This is a genomic window from Halomonas sp. H5, assembly GCF_050613175.1.
Classification (GTDB): Bacteria; Pseudomonadota; Gammaproteobacteria; order Pseudomonadales; family Halomonadaceae; genus Bisbaumannia; species Bisbaumannia salifodinae.
In genome coordinates this window covers 2,074,659-2,089,117 of sequence record NZ_CP192510.1, presented here as the reverse complement: position 1 = coordinate 2,089,117, position 14,459 = coordinate 2,074,659, and the positions used below count along the sequence as shown (strand labels likewise).

11 protein-coding genes are annotated in these 14,459 nt (G+C 67.9%); 9 read left to right on the top strand and 2 right to left on the bottom strand.

Annotated features, from left to right (window positions below):
* The first annotated feature begins 37 nt into the window (after positions 1-37).
* The 4 genes from metH to ACQ1W9_RS09775 all read left to right on the top strand — a co-directional run bounded on the left by metH (position 38) and on the right by ACQ1W9_RS09775 (position 7,421).
* On the top strand, positions 38-3,736 hold the full coding sequence (gene metH, locus ACQ1W9_RS09790; protein WP_431026385.1) for a methionine synthase: 3,699 nt from the start codon (positions 38-40) through the stop codon (positions 3,734-3,736).
* 55 nt (positions 3,737-3,791) lie between these two features.
* The gene (locus tag ACQ1W9_RS09785; protein WP_431026384.1) at positions 3,792-5,120 is read left to right on the top strand and encodes an MATE family efflux transporter; all 1,329 of its coding nucleotides are present in this window, start codon (positions 3,792-3,794) and stop codon (positions 5,118-5,120) included.
* A gap of 137 nt (positions 5,121-5,257) precedes the next feature.
* Complete coding sequence (locus ACQ1W9_RS09780; RefSeq protein WP_431026383.1) at positions 5,258-6,910, top strand: nitrite/sulfite reductase; 1,653 nt, start codon at positions 5,258-5,260, stop codon at positions 6,908-6,910.
* Complete coding sequence (locus ACQ1W9_RS09775; RefSeq protein WP_346062404.1) at positions 6,903-7,421, top strand: DUF934 domain-containing protein; 519 nt, start codon at positions 6,903-6,905, stop codon at positions 7,419-7,421. Before ACQ1W9_RS09780 ends, ACQ1W9_RS09775 begins: the two co-directional genes overlap by 8 nt.
* A gap of 67 nt (positions 7,422-7,488) precedes the next feature.
* Here ACQ1W9_RS09775 and smrA read toward each other — a convergent pair whose 3' ends face one another.
* Positions 7,489-8,073, bottom strand: coding sequence for a DNA endonuclease SmrA (gene smrA / locus ACQ1W9_RS09770; RefSeq protein ID WP_431026382.1), 585 nt, complete (start codon positions 8,071-8,073; stop codon positions 7,489-7,491).
* A 95-nt stretch (positions 8,074-8,168) separates the two neighbouring features.
* Here smrA and ACQ1W9_RS09765 point away from each other — a divergent pair, with 95 nt between their 5' ends.
* The 5 genes from ACQ1W9_RS09765 (at position 8,169) to pdxH (ending at position 10,996) form a co-directional block, all read left to right on the top strand.
* Entirely contained in the window at positions 8,169-8,582 is a 414-nt protein-coding gene (locus ACQ1W9_RS09765) for a gamma-glutamylcyclotransferase family protein (RefSeq protein WP_431026381.1), read from the top strand.
* A 145-nt stretch (positions 8,583-8,727) separates the two neighbouring features.
* Positions 8,728-9,066 carry an arsenate reductase family protein gene (locus ACQ1W9_RS09760; RefSeq protein WP_346062401.1) on the top strand — a complete coding sequence of 113 codons (339 nt, stop codon included), beginning with the start codon at positions 8,728-8,730 and terminating at the stop codon, positions 9,064-9,066.
* A 46-nt stretch (positions 9,067-9,112) separates the two neighbouring features.
* On the top strand, positions 9,113-9,724 hold the full coding sequence (gene wrbA / locus ACQ1W9_RS09755; RefSeq protein ID WP_431026380.1) for an NAD(P)H:quinone oxidoreductase: 612 nt from the start codon (positions 9,113-9,115) through the stop codon (positions 9,722-9,724).
* Positions 9,721-10,113, top strand: a complete 393-nt coding sequence (locus tag ACQ1W9_RS09750) for a DUF2069 domain-containing protein (protein WP_431026379.1) — start codon at positions 9,721-9,723, stop codon at positions 10,111-10,113. Before wrbA ends, ACQ1W9_RS09750 begins: the two co-directional genes overlap by 4 nt.
* 241 nt (positions 10,114-10,354) lie before the next feature.
* Entirely contained in the window at positions 10,355-10,996 is a 642-nt protein-coding gene (gene pdxH / locus ACQ1W9_RS09745) for a pyridoxamine 5'-phosphate oxidase (protein WP_431026378.1), read from the top strand.
* 676 nt (positions 10,997-11,672) lie between these two features.
* Here pdxH and ACQ1W9_RS09740 read toward each other — a convergent pair.
* Positions 11,673-14,420: a GNAT family N-acetyltransferase gene (locus tag ACQ1W9_RS09740; protein WP_431026377.1), complete on the bottom strand. Its 2,748-nt coding sequence runs from the start codon at positions 14,418-14,420 to the stop codon at positions 11,673-11,675.
* Between the last annotated feature and the right edge of the window lie 39 nt (positions 14,421-14,459).

The following is a 14,459-nucleotide window of genomic DNA, read 5'->3' as shown; positions in this document are numbered from 1 at the left end:
AAAAAGACGCTGGAACCGCTGGAGACGACCCCCGACCATGGCTGCCCCGAACGCCCGTATCGCTACCCTCCTGGATACCCTGACGCGCCGCATCCTGATTCTCGATGGCGGCATGGGCACCATGTTGCAGAACGCCAGCCTCGACGAGAGCGATTTTCGCGGCGCGCGCTTCGCCGACTGGCCCAGCGACCTCAAGGGCAACAATGACCTGCTGGCGCTGACCTGCCCCGACCTGGTGAGCCGTATCCACCGGGAGTATCTGGAGGCCGGCGCCGAGATCGTCGAGACCAACACCTTCAACAGCACCCGCCTCTCCCAGGCCGACTACGGCATGGAGGAGCTGGTCCCCGAGCTCAACCGGGAGTCGGCGCGCCTGGCCCGCGAGGTGTGCGACGCCGTGGCCGCCGAGTCCGGGGTGCCCCGCTACGTGGCCGGGGTGCTGGGCCCCACCTCGCGCACCGCCTCCCTGTCGCCGGACGTCAATGACCCGGCCAAGCGCAACGTCACCTTCGACGCCCTGCGCGAGAACTACTACGAGGCCGCCCAGGCGCTGATCGAGGGCGGCAGCGACCTGATCCTGATCGAGACCATCTTCGATACCCTCAACGCCAAGGCGGCCATCTACGCCCTGGAGGAGCTCTTCGAGGCCCGTGGCGAGCGCCTGCCGGTGATGATCTCCGGCACCATCACCGATGCCTCCGGGCGGACCCTCTCCGGCCAGACCACCGAGGCCTTCTGGAACTCGATCCGCCATGCCCGGCCGCTCTCGGTGGGCCTCAACTGTGCCCTCGGCGCCGAGGAGCTGCGCCCCTACCTGGAAGAGCTCTGCAACAAGGCCGACACCTTCGTCTCCGCCCACCCCAATGCCGGCCTGCCCAACGAGTTCGGCGAATATGATCAGACCCCCGAGGAGATGGCGGCCATCGTCGCCGAGTTCGCCTCAAGCGGCCTGGTCAATATCATCGGCGGCTGCTGCGGCTCCACTCCGGAGCATATCCGCGCCATCGCCGAGGCGGTGCGCGAGACCGCCCCGCGGCTGGTGCCGGAGCGCCCCCGGGCCTGCCGCCTCTCGGGCCTGGAGCCCTTCAACATCGAGGCCGACTCGCTGTTCGTCAACGTCGGCGAGCGCACCAATGTCACCGGCTCGGCGCGCTTCAAGCGGTTGATCGTCGAGGAAGACTTCACCACCGCCCTGGAGGTGGCGCTGGAGCAGGTAGAGAGTGGCGCCCAGGTCATCGATATCAATATGGACGAGGGCATGCTCGAGTCCCAGGAGGCCATGGTGCGCTTCCTCAACCTGATCGCCGGCGAGCCGGATATCGCCCGGGTGCCGATCATGATCGACTCCTCCAAGTGGGAGATCATCGAGGCGGGGCTCAAGTGCGTGCAGGGCAAGGCGGTGGTCAACTCGATCTCGATGAAGGAGGGCGAGGACGCCTTCCGCGAGCAGGCCACCGTCTGTCGGCGGCACGGTGCCGCCGTGGTGGTGATGGCCTTCGACGAGGTCGGCCAGGCGGACACCTTCGCCCGCAAGACCGAGATCTGCGAGCGCGCCTACCGCATCCTTGTCGATGAGCTCGACTTCCCGCCGGAAGACATCATCTTCGACCCCAATATCTTCGCCATCGCCACCGGCATCGAGGAGCACGACAACTACGCCGTCGACTTCATCGAGGCGACCCGCTGGATCCGCGAGCACCTGCCCCATGCCCTGGTCTCCGGCGGCGTCTCCAACGTGTCGTTCTCGTTCCGCGGCAACAACCCGGTGCGCGAGGCGATTCACTCGGTGTTCCTCTACCATGCCATCCGCGCCGGCCTGACCATGGGCATCGTCAATGCCGGCCAGCTGGCGGTCTACGACGACCTGCCGGAGGAGCTGCGCGAGGCGGTGGAGGACGTGGTGCTCAACCGCCGCGCCGACGGCACCGAGCGCCTGGTGGATCTGGCCGACAAGTACAAGGGCGACGGTTCCGGCGGCGCCAAGAAGGAAGACCTGGAGTGGCGCTCCTGGCCGGTCAACAAGCGCATCGAGCACGCCCTGGTCAAGGGCGTCACCGCCTATATCGAGGAGGACGCCGAGGAGGCCCGGGCCGCCGCGGCGCGCCCCATCGAGGTGATCGAGGGGCCGCTGATGGACGGCATGAACGTGGTCGGCGACCTGTTCGGTGCCGGCAAGATGTTCCTGCCCCAGGTGGTCAAGTCGGCGCGGGTGATGAAGCAGGCGGTGGCCTACCTGATCCCCTTTATCGAGGCCGAGAAGAGCGAGGAGACCCAAGCCAAGGGCAAGATCGTCATGGCCACGGTCAAGGGCGACGTCCACGATATCGGCAAGAATATCGTCGGCGTGGTCCTGCAGTGCAACAACTACGAGGTGATCGACCTCGGCGTGATGGTGCCCGCGGAGAAGATCCTGCAGACCGCCCGGGAAGTGAACGCCGATATCATCGGCCTCTCCGGGCTGATCACCCCGTCGCTGGACGAGATGGTGCATGTGGCCAAGGAGATGCAACGCCAGGGCTTCAGCCTGCCGCTGCTGATCGGCGGTGCCACCACCTCCAAGGCGCATACCGCGGTGAAGATCGAGCCCGGCTACGAGCATCCGGTGATCTACGTCACCGATGCCTCCCGGGCCGTGGGGGTGGCCGGCAAGCTGCTCTCCCCGGGCCTCAAGGAGGCCTATGTGGCGGAGATCCGTGCCGAGTATGAACGGGTCCGCGAACGTAACGCCAAGCGCCGCCCCAAGGCCGCCGACCTCTCCTATGCCGAGGCGCGGGCCCGCAAGTTCGCCATCGACTGGGCCGGCTATACGCCGCCGGCGCCTCGCACCCCTGGCCTCACCGCCTTCGACGACTACGACCTGGCGGAGCTGGTGGAGCGCATCGACTGGACGCCCTTCTTCATGAGCTGGCAGCTGGCCGGCAAGTACCCGAAGATCCTCGACGACGAGGTGGTGGGCGAGGCCGCCCGCAGCCTCTTCGACGATGCCCAGAAGATGCTCGCCAAGTTGATCGACGAGAAGCGCATCCAGGCCCGGGGCGTGATCGGCCTGTGGCCGGCCAACAGCGTCGACGACGACGTCATCGAGGTCTATGCGGACGAGTCGCGCACCCGGGTGGTCGAGCGGCTGCACCATATTCGCCAGCAGATGACCAAGAATCGCGACGGCGTCTGCTACAGCCTGGCCGACTTTATCGCCCCCAAGGCCAGCGGCAAGCCGGACTGGATCGGCGGCTTCGCGGTCACCGCCGGTCACGGCGTGGAAGCGCTGAGCAAGGCCTACGAGGCCGCCGGCGACGACTACAACGCCATCCTGGTCCAGGCCCTGGCCGATCGCCTGGCGGAGGCCTTCGCCGAGCGCCTCCACGAGCGGGTGCGCAAGGAGTACTGGGGCTATGTGCCCGAGGAGACCCTCGACAACGACGCGTTGATCGCCGAGAAGTACCAGGGCATCCGTCCGGCGCCGGGCTACCCCGCCTGCCCCGACCATACCGAGAAGGGCACCCTCTTCCGGCTGCTCGACGCCGAGACCCACAGTGGCCTGGCGCTCACCGAGAACTTCGCCATGTGGCCGGCGGCGGCGGTGGCCGGCTGGTACTTCGCCCACCCCCAGTCGAAGTACTTCTCCACCGGCAAGATCACCCGTGATCAGGTCGAGGCGCTGGCCGAACGCAAGGCCATGTCGCTGGCGGAGCTGGAGCGCTGGCTGGCGCCGGTGCTCTCCTACGACCCCGCCTGAGCCGCCGCGGCCCGCCGACTCGTGAGTCGCCGGGCCGCCCAGCCGACGAGAGCCGATGCTTCCCGAGTCGACCCGCCGCCAGACCATCCTGCGCCTCGCCCTGCCGATCATCGCCGGCATGCTCTCCCAGAGCCTGCTCAACCTGATCGATGCCGCCCTGGTGGGCAGTCTCGGCGAAGTGCCCCTGGCCGGCGTCGGCATCGGCGGCTATGCGATCTTCCTGATCACCGCCGTGGTCTTCGGCCTCTCCTCTGGGGTCCAGGCCCAGACCGCCCGGCGCCATGGCGAGCGGGACTGGGCCGGCCGCGCCCAGCCCCTGGGGGCGGGCCTGCTGATCGCCCTGCTGGTGGCCGGCCCCCTGTCGCTGCTCTGCCTGTGGCAGGCGCCCCGGCTGCTGGGGTGGATCAATCAGGACGCCGCCGTGCACGCCGAGGCGGTGAGCTACTTCCGCTGGCGGGTACTCTCCCTGGTCCCGGTGGCGATGATCTTCTGCTTCCGCGGCTACTGGAACGGCATCCAGCGCACCGGCATCTACCTGCGCATCATCCTGGTGATGCATGCGGTCAATGTACTGGCCAGCATCGGCCTGATCTTCGGCTACTGGGGACTGCCGCGCCTGGAGGCCGCCGGCGCCGGCGCCGGCACCACGGCCTCGCTGCTGGTGGGCGTGGCCCTCTGGGCGCTGGTCAGCGGGCGCCACCTCGGCGCCCGCTCAGGCCCCCGGCGCTGGCCGCGGCCGGCCATCCTGGCCACCACCCTGCGCCTGGCCACGCCCCACTCCTTCCAGCAGCTGTGGTTCGCCGCCGGCTATGCGGTGCTGTTCTGGATCCTCGGCCAACTGGATACCGCCAGCGTGGCGGTGGGCCATGTGCTGGTGAACCTGTCGCTATTGCTGATCCTGCCCGGGGTCGGCCTGGGCCTGGCCGCCCTTAGCCTGGTGGGTCAGGCCATGGGCCGCGAGGCCCTTGGAGACGCCCATCGCTGGGGCTGGGACGTGGTGCGCCTGGCCTGGCCCTGCCTGGCGGCCCTGGCGCTGCCCATGCTGCTCTTCCCCGAGGCGGTGCTGTCGATTTTCCTGCATGACCCCGAGCTGATCCGCATGGGCCAGCTGCCCCTGCAGCTGACCGCCCTGATGATCGTGCTGGATGCCGCCGCCCTGGTCCTGGGCCAGGCCCTGCTGGGGGCCGGCGCCAACCGCACCGTGATGACCCTGACCCTGGCCACCCAGTGGCTGCTGTTCCTGCCCCTGGCCTGGTGGGTCGGGGTGGTGCTGGAACAGGGCCTGATCGGCATCTGGTGGGTGCAACTGGGCTATCGCTGCTTCAACTCCCTATGCTTCGCCTGGATCTGGCAACGCCGTCGCTGGCAGCGACTGGTTATCTAGCGGCCTCCTTGGTCGCTTCTAATAACCCTTTAATAAAAATCTATGATCATTTATTCTTTCATAGAATAAAGAGAGAGGAGTAAGGTGCCAGCACACGGCACCCTATTTTTTGGCCCCGACTAGCAGGACACCCCTGAATGTATCGGTACGACACCTACGATCAGACGCTCGTCGACGAACGCGTCGCCCAGTTCCGTGACCAGATGGCGCGCCACCTGGCCGGGCGTCTGCCGGAAGAGGAATTCCGCCCGCTGCGCCTGCAGAACGGGCTCTATATCCAGAAGCATGCGCCCATGCTGCGCATCGCCATCCCCTACGGCATGCTCTCCGCCACCCAGCTGCGGCGCCTGGGCGAGATCACCCGCCGCTACGACCGCGGCTACGCCCACTTCACCACCCGCCAGAACCTGCAGCTCAACTGGCCGGCGCTGGAGGACGTGCCGGAGATCCTCGCCGAGCTCGCCGAAGTGCAGATGCATGCCATCCAGACCAGCGGCAACTGCATCCGCAACACCACCAGCGACCAGTTCGCCGGCATCGCCCGGGACGAGGTGGAGGATCCCCGCCCCTGGTGCGAGCTGATTCGCCAGTGGTCGACCCTGCATCCGGAATTCGCCTTCCTGCCGCGCAAGTTCAAGATCGCCGTGACCGGCGCTGCCGCCGACCGGGCCGCCATCCAGGTCCATGATATCGGCCTGCGGCTGTGGCACGACGACCAGGGTGAACTGCGGGTCAAGGTGCTGGCCGGCGGCGGCCTGGGCCGTACGCCGATGATCGGCGACGTGGTGCGCGAGGACCTGCCCTGGCAGCACCTGCTGACCTACCTGGAGGCCTGCGTGCGGGTCTACAACCAGTTCGGTCGCCGCGACAACAAGTTCAAGGCGCGCATCAAGATCCTGGTCAAGGCGCTGGGCATCGAGGAGTTCCGCCGTCGCGTCGACGCCGAGTGGGCCCACCTCAAGGATGGCCCCCAGACCCTGACCCGGGAGGCCGTAGAGTCCGCCCGCGCTCACTTTATCGAGCCGGAGCGTCGCCCGGTGGCCGAGGACGCCATCGCCGCCGTCGAGGCGCTGCGTGGCGAGAACCGCGCCTTCGGTCGCTTCGTCACCAATAACGTCACCGACCACAAGGTGCCCGGCTACCAGGCGGTCACCCTGTCGCTGAAGCGTCGCGAGCATGCCCCCGGCGACGTCACCGCCGACCAGCTCGACGCCGTGGCGGATCTCGCCGAGCGCTACAGCTTCGGCGAGGTACGGGTCACCCACGAGCAGAACCTGGTGCTCTCCGACGTGCCGGTGGACGAGCTCGAGACCCTGTGGCGGGAGCTCGACACGCTGGGCATGGCCAACCCCACCGTGGGCACCCTCAACGACATCATCTGCTGCCCCGGCGGCGACTACTGCGGCCTGGCCAATGCGGTATCGATCCCCATCGCCCAGGCCCTCCAGGAACGCTTCGAGGACCTCGACTTCCTCTACGATCTCGGCCCCCTGGACCTCAATATTTCCGGCTGCATGAACGCCTGTGGTCACCACCACGTGGGCCATATCGGCATCCTCGGCGTCGACAAGAAGGGTGAGGAGTACTACCAGGTCTCGCTCGGCGGCAACGCCAGCGACGACGCCTCCCTGGGCAAGATTCTCGGCCCCTCCTTCTTCCGCGAGGACGTGCCCGAGGTGATCGACAAGGTGCTCAAGGTCTTCGTCGAGCGGCGTCACGACGACGAGACCTTCCTCGACACCTATCGCCGTATCGGTCTCAAGCCCTTCAAGGAGCGGGTCTATGCCTGACACCCAACTCGAGCACGCCCAGACCCTGATCAAGCTGGGTCAACCGGAACAGGACGACTGGGCCCTGTCCCGCCACGAGGAGGCCCTGCCCGGCCAGCGCCCGGTGATCGTGCCCCTGGCCCTGTGGCTGGACCACGCCGGTGACGAGGGCCTGGCGCCCTGGCTGCCCAGCGATACCGAGCTGACGCCTGAGCTGGCCGAGCGCCTGGCGGCGGCGCCGCTGATCGCCATCGACTTCCCCGCCTTCACCGACGGTCGCGGCTACAGCCTGGCGCGGCTGCTGCGCGAGCGCTACGGCTACGGCGCCGAGGTGCGCGCCATCGGCGATGTGCTGGTGGATCAGCTCTACTACATGAGCCGCTGCGGCTTCGATGCCCTGGCCCTGCGGGAGGATCAGCACCTGGAGGATGCCCTGCGTGCCCTGGGCGCCTTCAGCGTCAGCTATCAGCCGGCGGTGGACAGCCAGGAGGCGCTCTTCGAGCGCCGCCTGAAGGAGCAGAAAGGCGCCTGAGCCCCTGCGCTTTTCGGAACGACACGGCCCCGGCAATTGCCGGGGCCGTGTCGTCTGGGGAGCGGCCTCAACCGCGGCGCTTCTGCTGCCGCTCCCGGTTGGCGGCCCGCGCCCGTTCGCTCTTGCGCAGCAGCACATAGGTGGCGCCCAGGCCGCCATGTGGCGGCTGGGCGGAGGCGAAGGCCTGCACCGAAGCGAACTGGCGCAGCCACTTGTCGAGGTAGGCGCGACGCAGGTTGGCGGGGCTGTCGTCGCGGCTGCCCCGGCCATGCACGATCAGCAGACAGCGCAGGTCGTGGGCCTCGGCGTCACGAATAAAGCCGAACAGCTCCCGACGGCAGCGCTCCAGGGGTACCTTGATCAGGTGCAGCTGCGCCTGGGGCGCATAGCCGCCCTGGCGCAGGCGATCCATGACCCCGGTCTGGATGCCGTCCCCCCGGTAGGCCAGCGGATCCCAGGCGCCCAGCGGCTCGACAAACTCATCGGAGAGGAAGTTGCTCTCCTCGCCGACCGCCTCGGCGTCGCGGCGCCGAGCCAGCTGTGCCTCGCTGGGCCCCCGGCGCTTGTGCCCCGGGTCGGCGCGTCCCTGGCCGCGGCGCAGCGGCTCCACCTCCCCCATCAGGTGACGAAAGTCCTGTGATTCCTGACCCATGGTGATTGCCTCCTTGAGACCCGATCCCTATGGTAACCCCCGTGGGGAGTCCCTTGTCACCCTCCTGCTGTCCCCCTTGCCCACGAGACGATTCCATGCCGCTACGCTATTTCCTGACCGGCCTGCTGGGGTTGCCGCTGCTGGTGACGGGCTACCTCTGGTGGACCCTGCTGAGTCCCTTCGGTTACTCGCCGCCGCAGGAACTGGCCCCGATCGCCGCCGGTGAGCACCGGGTCTTCGTCTACGGCACCCTGCGGTATGCCCCGCTGCGCTGGCTGGTCTATGGACGCAGTGGCGACCCCGAGCCCGCCAACCTTCCCGGCTATCGCCGCGAGGGGCTGGATATCAGCCGCGATGACGAAGCCAGCGTCGCGGGGCTCTTGCTGCGGGTCGATGCCGGGGAACTGGCGAGGCTGGATCGCTACGAGCGATTGGGCATTCGCTACGAGCGGGTGGAGCTCCCCTTGATGGATGGTCGTCTCGCCTGGGTCTATCGACGGATGGATTAGCCGAGGCTGGGGCTGTTAGGCCAGACAGATAGATAACGGTATAAATCGACTAAGAGGACAGGGATGCCGCCTCGCCTTGTGAGGGGGCCGGGGCCGCCCTACAATAGCCGCCAAGCCACTGATTCTGCTGCGAGGAGCCCCGCCGATGATCACCCTCTATCACAACCCCCGCTGCTCCAAGTCGAGGGAAGCCCTGGCCCTGCTGGAAGCCCGCGGCGTCGACTTCCGGGTCCACCGCTACCTGGACGAGCCGCTGGATGCCCAGGCGCTGCGCGACTTGGCCGCACGGCTCGATGATGCCGGAGCCCTGCTGCGCAGCAACGAGGCGGAATGGAAGGCCCTGGACCGGGACGCCATGGATCTCGAGACGGTGATCGATGCCATCGCCGCGACCCCCAAGCTGATGCAGCGCCCCATCGCCGACCGCGGCGATCGTGCCATCATCGGCCGCCCCCCGGAAGCGATCCTGGCCCTGCTCGACTGATCGCCGCCCTATCTCCCCGACCTATGCCGCCGTCCCCGGAGCTCCCATGCCTGACGCCCTCCCCTATGTGCTGATCCTCTATTATTCCCGCCATGGCGCCACCCGCGCCCTGGCCGAGCAGATCGCCGCCGGCGTGGAGTCCCGGTCGGGCATCGCCGCGCGGCTGAGAACCGTGCCGCCGGTCTCCCCCACCTGCGAGGCGGTGGACCCGGAGATTCCCGCCGAGGGGGCCGTCTACGCCAGCCTGGACGACCTGCGCCACTGCATCGCCCTGGCGCTGGGCAGCCCCACCCGCTTCGGCAATATGGCGGCGCCCCTCAAGCATTTTATCGATACCACCAGCGAGCTGTGGGTCGGCGGGGCCCTGATCGACAAGCCGGCCAGCGCCTTTACCTCCACCTCGAGCCTGCACGGCGGCCAGGAGAGCACCCTGATCAGCATGCTGCTGCCGCTGCTGCATCACGGCATGGTCTATGCCGGCCTGCCCTACAGCGAGACGGAGCTCTATACCACCACCGCCGGGGGCACCCCCTATGGCGCCAGCCATCTGGCCGGTCAGCGCAGCGACAAGCCCCTGGATGAGGCCGAGCGTCACCTCGCCTTCGCCCAGGGGCGGCGTCTGGCGCGCCTGGCCCTGGCCCTGGAGGGCGCCCGATGAGACAGCGACTGGAACGCTGGGAGGCCGAACGCGGCCTGGACACCCTGACCGATGGCAGCCGCCGCCTGGTGCTGGGTAGCTACGCCGCGCTGGCGCTGTTACTGGCCTTCGCCGGCTGGCGGCTGCAGGCGGGCACCAGCCTGATAGCGGCATTGATCTATCTGCTGCCCCTGCTGCTCTTCCTGCCCTCGCTGATCGCCAGGCGCCCCCGGGGCCATGCCTGGCTGGCCTTCGTCAGCCTGCTCTATTTCATGATGGGGGTGAATATCGCCATCCTGCCGGGACTGGGCCTGCTGGGCATGGCCATCGTGATTGCCGCCCTGGCGCTGTTCACCGGTGCCACCGGCTATGCCCGCTTCCGCAGCCGCCAGCTGCGCCGCGACGCCTGACCCCAGCCACCCATTCACGCTCGCTCCTCCACTACTTCAAAAGCCTGAAACCACCAGGCCATCAGGGCCAGCCGAGGGGCGATCAGCGAGATCGGCATCACAGCACCGTCAGTCCTCTCGAGGACCATGGTCCGGCTCGGCTCGAGCCCTTAAGATAGAGGGCAACCCCTGAACGACATCGGCGGCTGTTGAATGCACCTCGACAACCGGCAACCCCATGAACGACTTCAAGGAGAACGCCATGACACGCAATATCGCCGATATCCGCCGCGACTACGAAGGGGGACGCCTGGATACCGACTCGACCCCCGAAACACCGATGCCGCTGTTCGAGGAGTGGCTGGCCCTGGCGCTCGAGACCGAGGGGGATGACGGCAACGCCATGACCCTGGCCACGGTGGACAGCCAGGGGCTGCCCCATGCCCGCATCGTGCTGCTCAAGGGCATCGACGACAAGGGCCTGTGCTTCTACACCAACTACCACAGCCACAAGGGCAGCGAGCTGGCCAATGTGCCCCACGCCGCCCTGGTCTTCTGGTGGCCCAAGCTGGATCGCCAGGTGCGCATCGAGGGGCCGGTCAGCCAGGTCAGTCCGGAAGAGTCGGATCACTACTTCGCCAGCCGCCCCCGGGGCAGCCAGTTGGGCGCCTGGATCGCCACCCAGAGCGTGGAGATTCCCGATCGCGACTGGCTGGCAGAGCGCCAGAACCGCTTCGAACAAGCCTATGACGGCCAACCGGTGATGCGTCCGGCCAACTGGGGTGGCTACCGGGTGATCCCCGAGATGATCGAGTTCTGGCAGGGCCAGCCCAGTCGATTGCATGACCGGATTCGCTATAGCCTGCGCGACGCTCAGTGGAGCAAGGTGCGCCTGGCCCCCTGAGGGGACCGTGATACCAATGACGGCCACCTCGGGGTGGCCGTCGGCGCCTCGCCCTCGAATCAGTCCGGCTGGTTTCCAGGGCTATCGCAGTTAGCTTTGCGGCCCGGGGCTACCCTGGGGGCAGGTCGTCGCGGGGCGCTGTGAACCCCTCCCTGGGCGCTACTTTTGCCCTGCTTCGCTCTCGCATCCTGCTCCGCTTGCAGGACCGGTGCTGGCCATCCATGGCCAGCCCGTTCGGAGCCGTGCTCCTCACCCCTGGCCCCCCCCCCCCCCCGCTCCATCCTGCCCCCAGCGCCCCTCAGCTATTCCAACTGCGATAGCCCTAGGCTGGCACTCGTCAATCATGAGCGGCTCGTCGAGGCGGGCGCGGCGTCAATCCGGCTGGCTATCGAGGCGGTGACGCTGCCATTCGTCTGGCATAAGGCGGCTCGTCAAAGCGGGCGCGGCGTCAGTCCGGCTGGCTATCGAGGCGGTGGCGCTGCCATTCATCTGGCATAAGGCGGCTCGTCGAGGCGGGCGCGGCGTCAGTCCGGCTGGCTATCGAGGCGGTGGCGCTGCCATTCATCTGGCATAAGGCGGCTCGTCGAGGCGGGCGCGGCGTCAGTCCGGCTGGCTATCGAGGCGGTGACGCTGCCATTCATCTGGCATAAGGCGGCTCGTCGAGGCGGGCGCGGCGTCAGTCCGGCTGGCTATCGAGGCGGTGGCGTTGCCATTCGCTGCTCGGCTCGTTGAGCCGCAGGGTGGCATCCACCACCTGCTCCTCCATGTTGTAGCGCAGCCGGAACCCCAGGTGCTTCATCAGCGCCCGCATGGGGTGATTGTCCACCATGATCTGGCCCACCATTTCCAGGGTGCCCACCCCCTTGCAGTAGCGGATCATCTTGTTCATCAGCAGGCTGCCCAGGCCCTGGCCCTGGAGGTCGTCGCGGATGATGATGGAGAACTCGGTGCGAATGTTGTCCGGGTCGTTCCATACCCGCACCACGCCGAGCATCTCCTTGTCGCCTTCCTCGCCGTGACGCTCGGCGATAAAGGCCATCTGCCGGTCGTAGTTGATATGCGCCAGCATCGAGAGGTCGCGCTGGGTCAGGGACGCCTTGTTGTGGAAATAGCGAAAGCGAATGCTCTCCTCGGAGAGCCGGGTATGGAAGCCGGTGATCAGCGGCGCATCCTCGGCGCGGATCGGCCGCACCTCCACCTGCATGCCGTTGGGCAGGGTCAGCCACTCCCGGAGTTCCTCCGGGTAGGGCATGATGGCATGGCGCCCCGGTGCCCCCAGGTCCATGGCGAAGTCCACCGCCACCATGCCGTCGCGATTGAGCACCAGGGGATTGATCTCCAGCCCCTGCAGCCGCGGCAGGTCGGCGGCCAGCTGGGAGAGCTGCACCAGCAGGCGGCGCAGCCGCTCCAGGTCACGCTCCGGGTCCCGGGAGTGTTCGCGAATCAGCTTGGCGGCATGGGTGCGCTGGATCAGGTCGTCGGCCAGGGTGATATTGAGCGGCGGCAGCGCCACCTGACGATCCGCCAGCACATTGACCTTGTAGCCACCAATACCGAACAGGACCACCGGGCCGAACACCGGATCCCGGGTGATGCCGGCGCACAGCTGCAGGGAGTGCTTGCCGCGCTGCATGGGCTGCAGGCAGAACTCCTGGATGGGGCTGTCGGGAAACTTCTCCGCCACCTTGTCGGCCAGCCGGCGCATCCCCTCGGCCACCTGGGCGGGGCTCTCCAGGTCCTGGAGCAGCCCCGCCGAGAGCTTGTGGGGATGGCGCCGGTAACGAAAGGGCGTGCAGTTATGATCGTGCACCACCTTCAAGGCCAGGGGCCCTTCCAGCTCGGCGGCCGCCGACTCGCCCTCCTCCGGCGTAGTGGGGTAACGGGACGGCGCCGACTCGATCCCGTAGGCGGCCAACACCCGGGCGGTCTCGCTATGAGTCAGGCGCCGGCGGCCCACCTCCCAGGCCCGGTCAATCAGGGTGCGACAGCGGTCGCGACTCTCGGCGGCCGTGGTAAAGGGCAGGCTCGGCGGGGTCTCCTGGAGCAGCGCCTGGACCCGCTGGTAATCCACCATATGCATAAAGGCCTTGACCGCCTTCTCCGGCGACATATAGGTGGGCAGCCCGGCCAGGTGGCACTCATGGCGCGCCGCCATGGCCTCCTCCAGGCCCATCCAACTGGTCAGCAGGTTGCGCCGGAAGCGCCTGCGATTGGCGATGATCGCCTCGGCGGTGGCCCTGGCCGGCGCCAGCCGGGTCGGCGCATGCACCACCAGCACGGCGTCCACGTTGGCATCGGCGGCCACCAGCGCCAGCGCCTCCACCAGCCGCTCGGGGGTGGCATCGCTGCCCAGGTCCACCGGGTTGCGGCCCGGCAGGGTCATGTCGAAGTCCGCCGCCTGCAGCGCCTCGCGGGTCGCGTCGGTGAACTCCGCCAGGCGCCCGCCGGCGCTGACCAGCTTGTCGATGGCCAGCATCGCCGGCCCCAGGCCATTGGCGACGATGGCCAGGCGATCGCCGCGCAGCGGCTTCATCCGCGACAGGGTCTCCAGGGCATCGAAGAGCTCGTCGGAGTCATTGACCCGCACCACCCCGGCCCGCGCCAGGGCGGCATCGAAGATCACGTCGCGATTGGCCACCCCCGGGGTGGGTGGCAGATTGGAGAGGTCCGAGGCGGGGGTGCGCCCACTCTTGATGGCCAGCACCAGGCGATGACGCGACGCCTCGCGCAGCGCGGTCATGAAGTGCTGGGCATCGTGGATACGCTCCAGATGCAGCAACAGCGCCTGGGACGGGGCGTACTGGTTGATATAGTCGATCAGGTCGGGGAGCAGCACATCGACGCTGTCGCCCAGGGTCACCAGATGCGAGAAGCCGATGCCACGCCCCGCCGCCCAATCGATCATGGCGTTGCCCAGCATCCCGGACTGGCCCAGGTAGGCGACCTTGCCCGCCTTGACCGGTTGACCGGCATAGGTGGCGTTGAGCCGCCGTCCCGGCACCACGATGCCCATGCACTCCGGGCCCAGGATACGAATTCCCGAGGGGCGTGCCGCCGCCAGCATGCGGGTGCGGATCGAGCCCTCGCCGTCGGCGCTATCATCGAGGTGGGAGCCCCCCGAGAGCACCAGGGCCGCCTTGACACCGAAGGCGCCCAGGCGCTTGATCAGCTTGGGCAGGGTGGCCACCGGGGTACAGACGACCGCCAGGTCGGGCACCTCCGGCAGGTCGTCGACCCGGGTCACGCAGGGCTGGTCATGAACGCTCTCGTAGCCCTTGCGGTTGACCGCCCAGATGGGGCCGCGGAAGCCGCCCTCCTGGAGGTTGCGGATCACCAGCCCGCCCATGGAGTGGGGCTTCTCCGAGGCCCCCACCACCGCCAGGCTACGCGGTTCGAAGAAATGTCTGAGAAAACGTGTGCTCACCGGCGACTCCCCCGCGACTGTCCGCTCCCTGTGTACGAC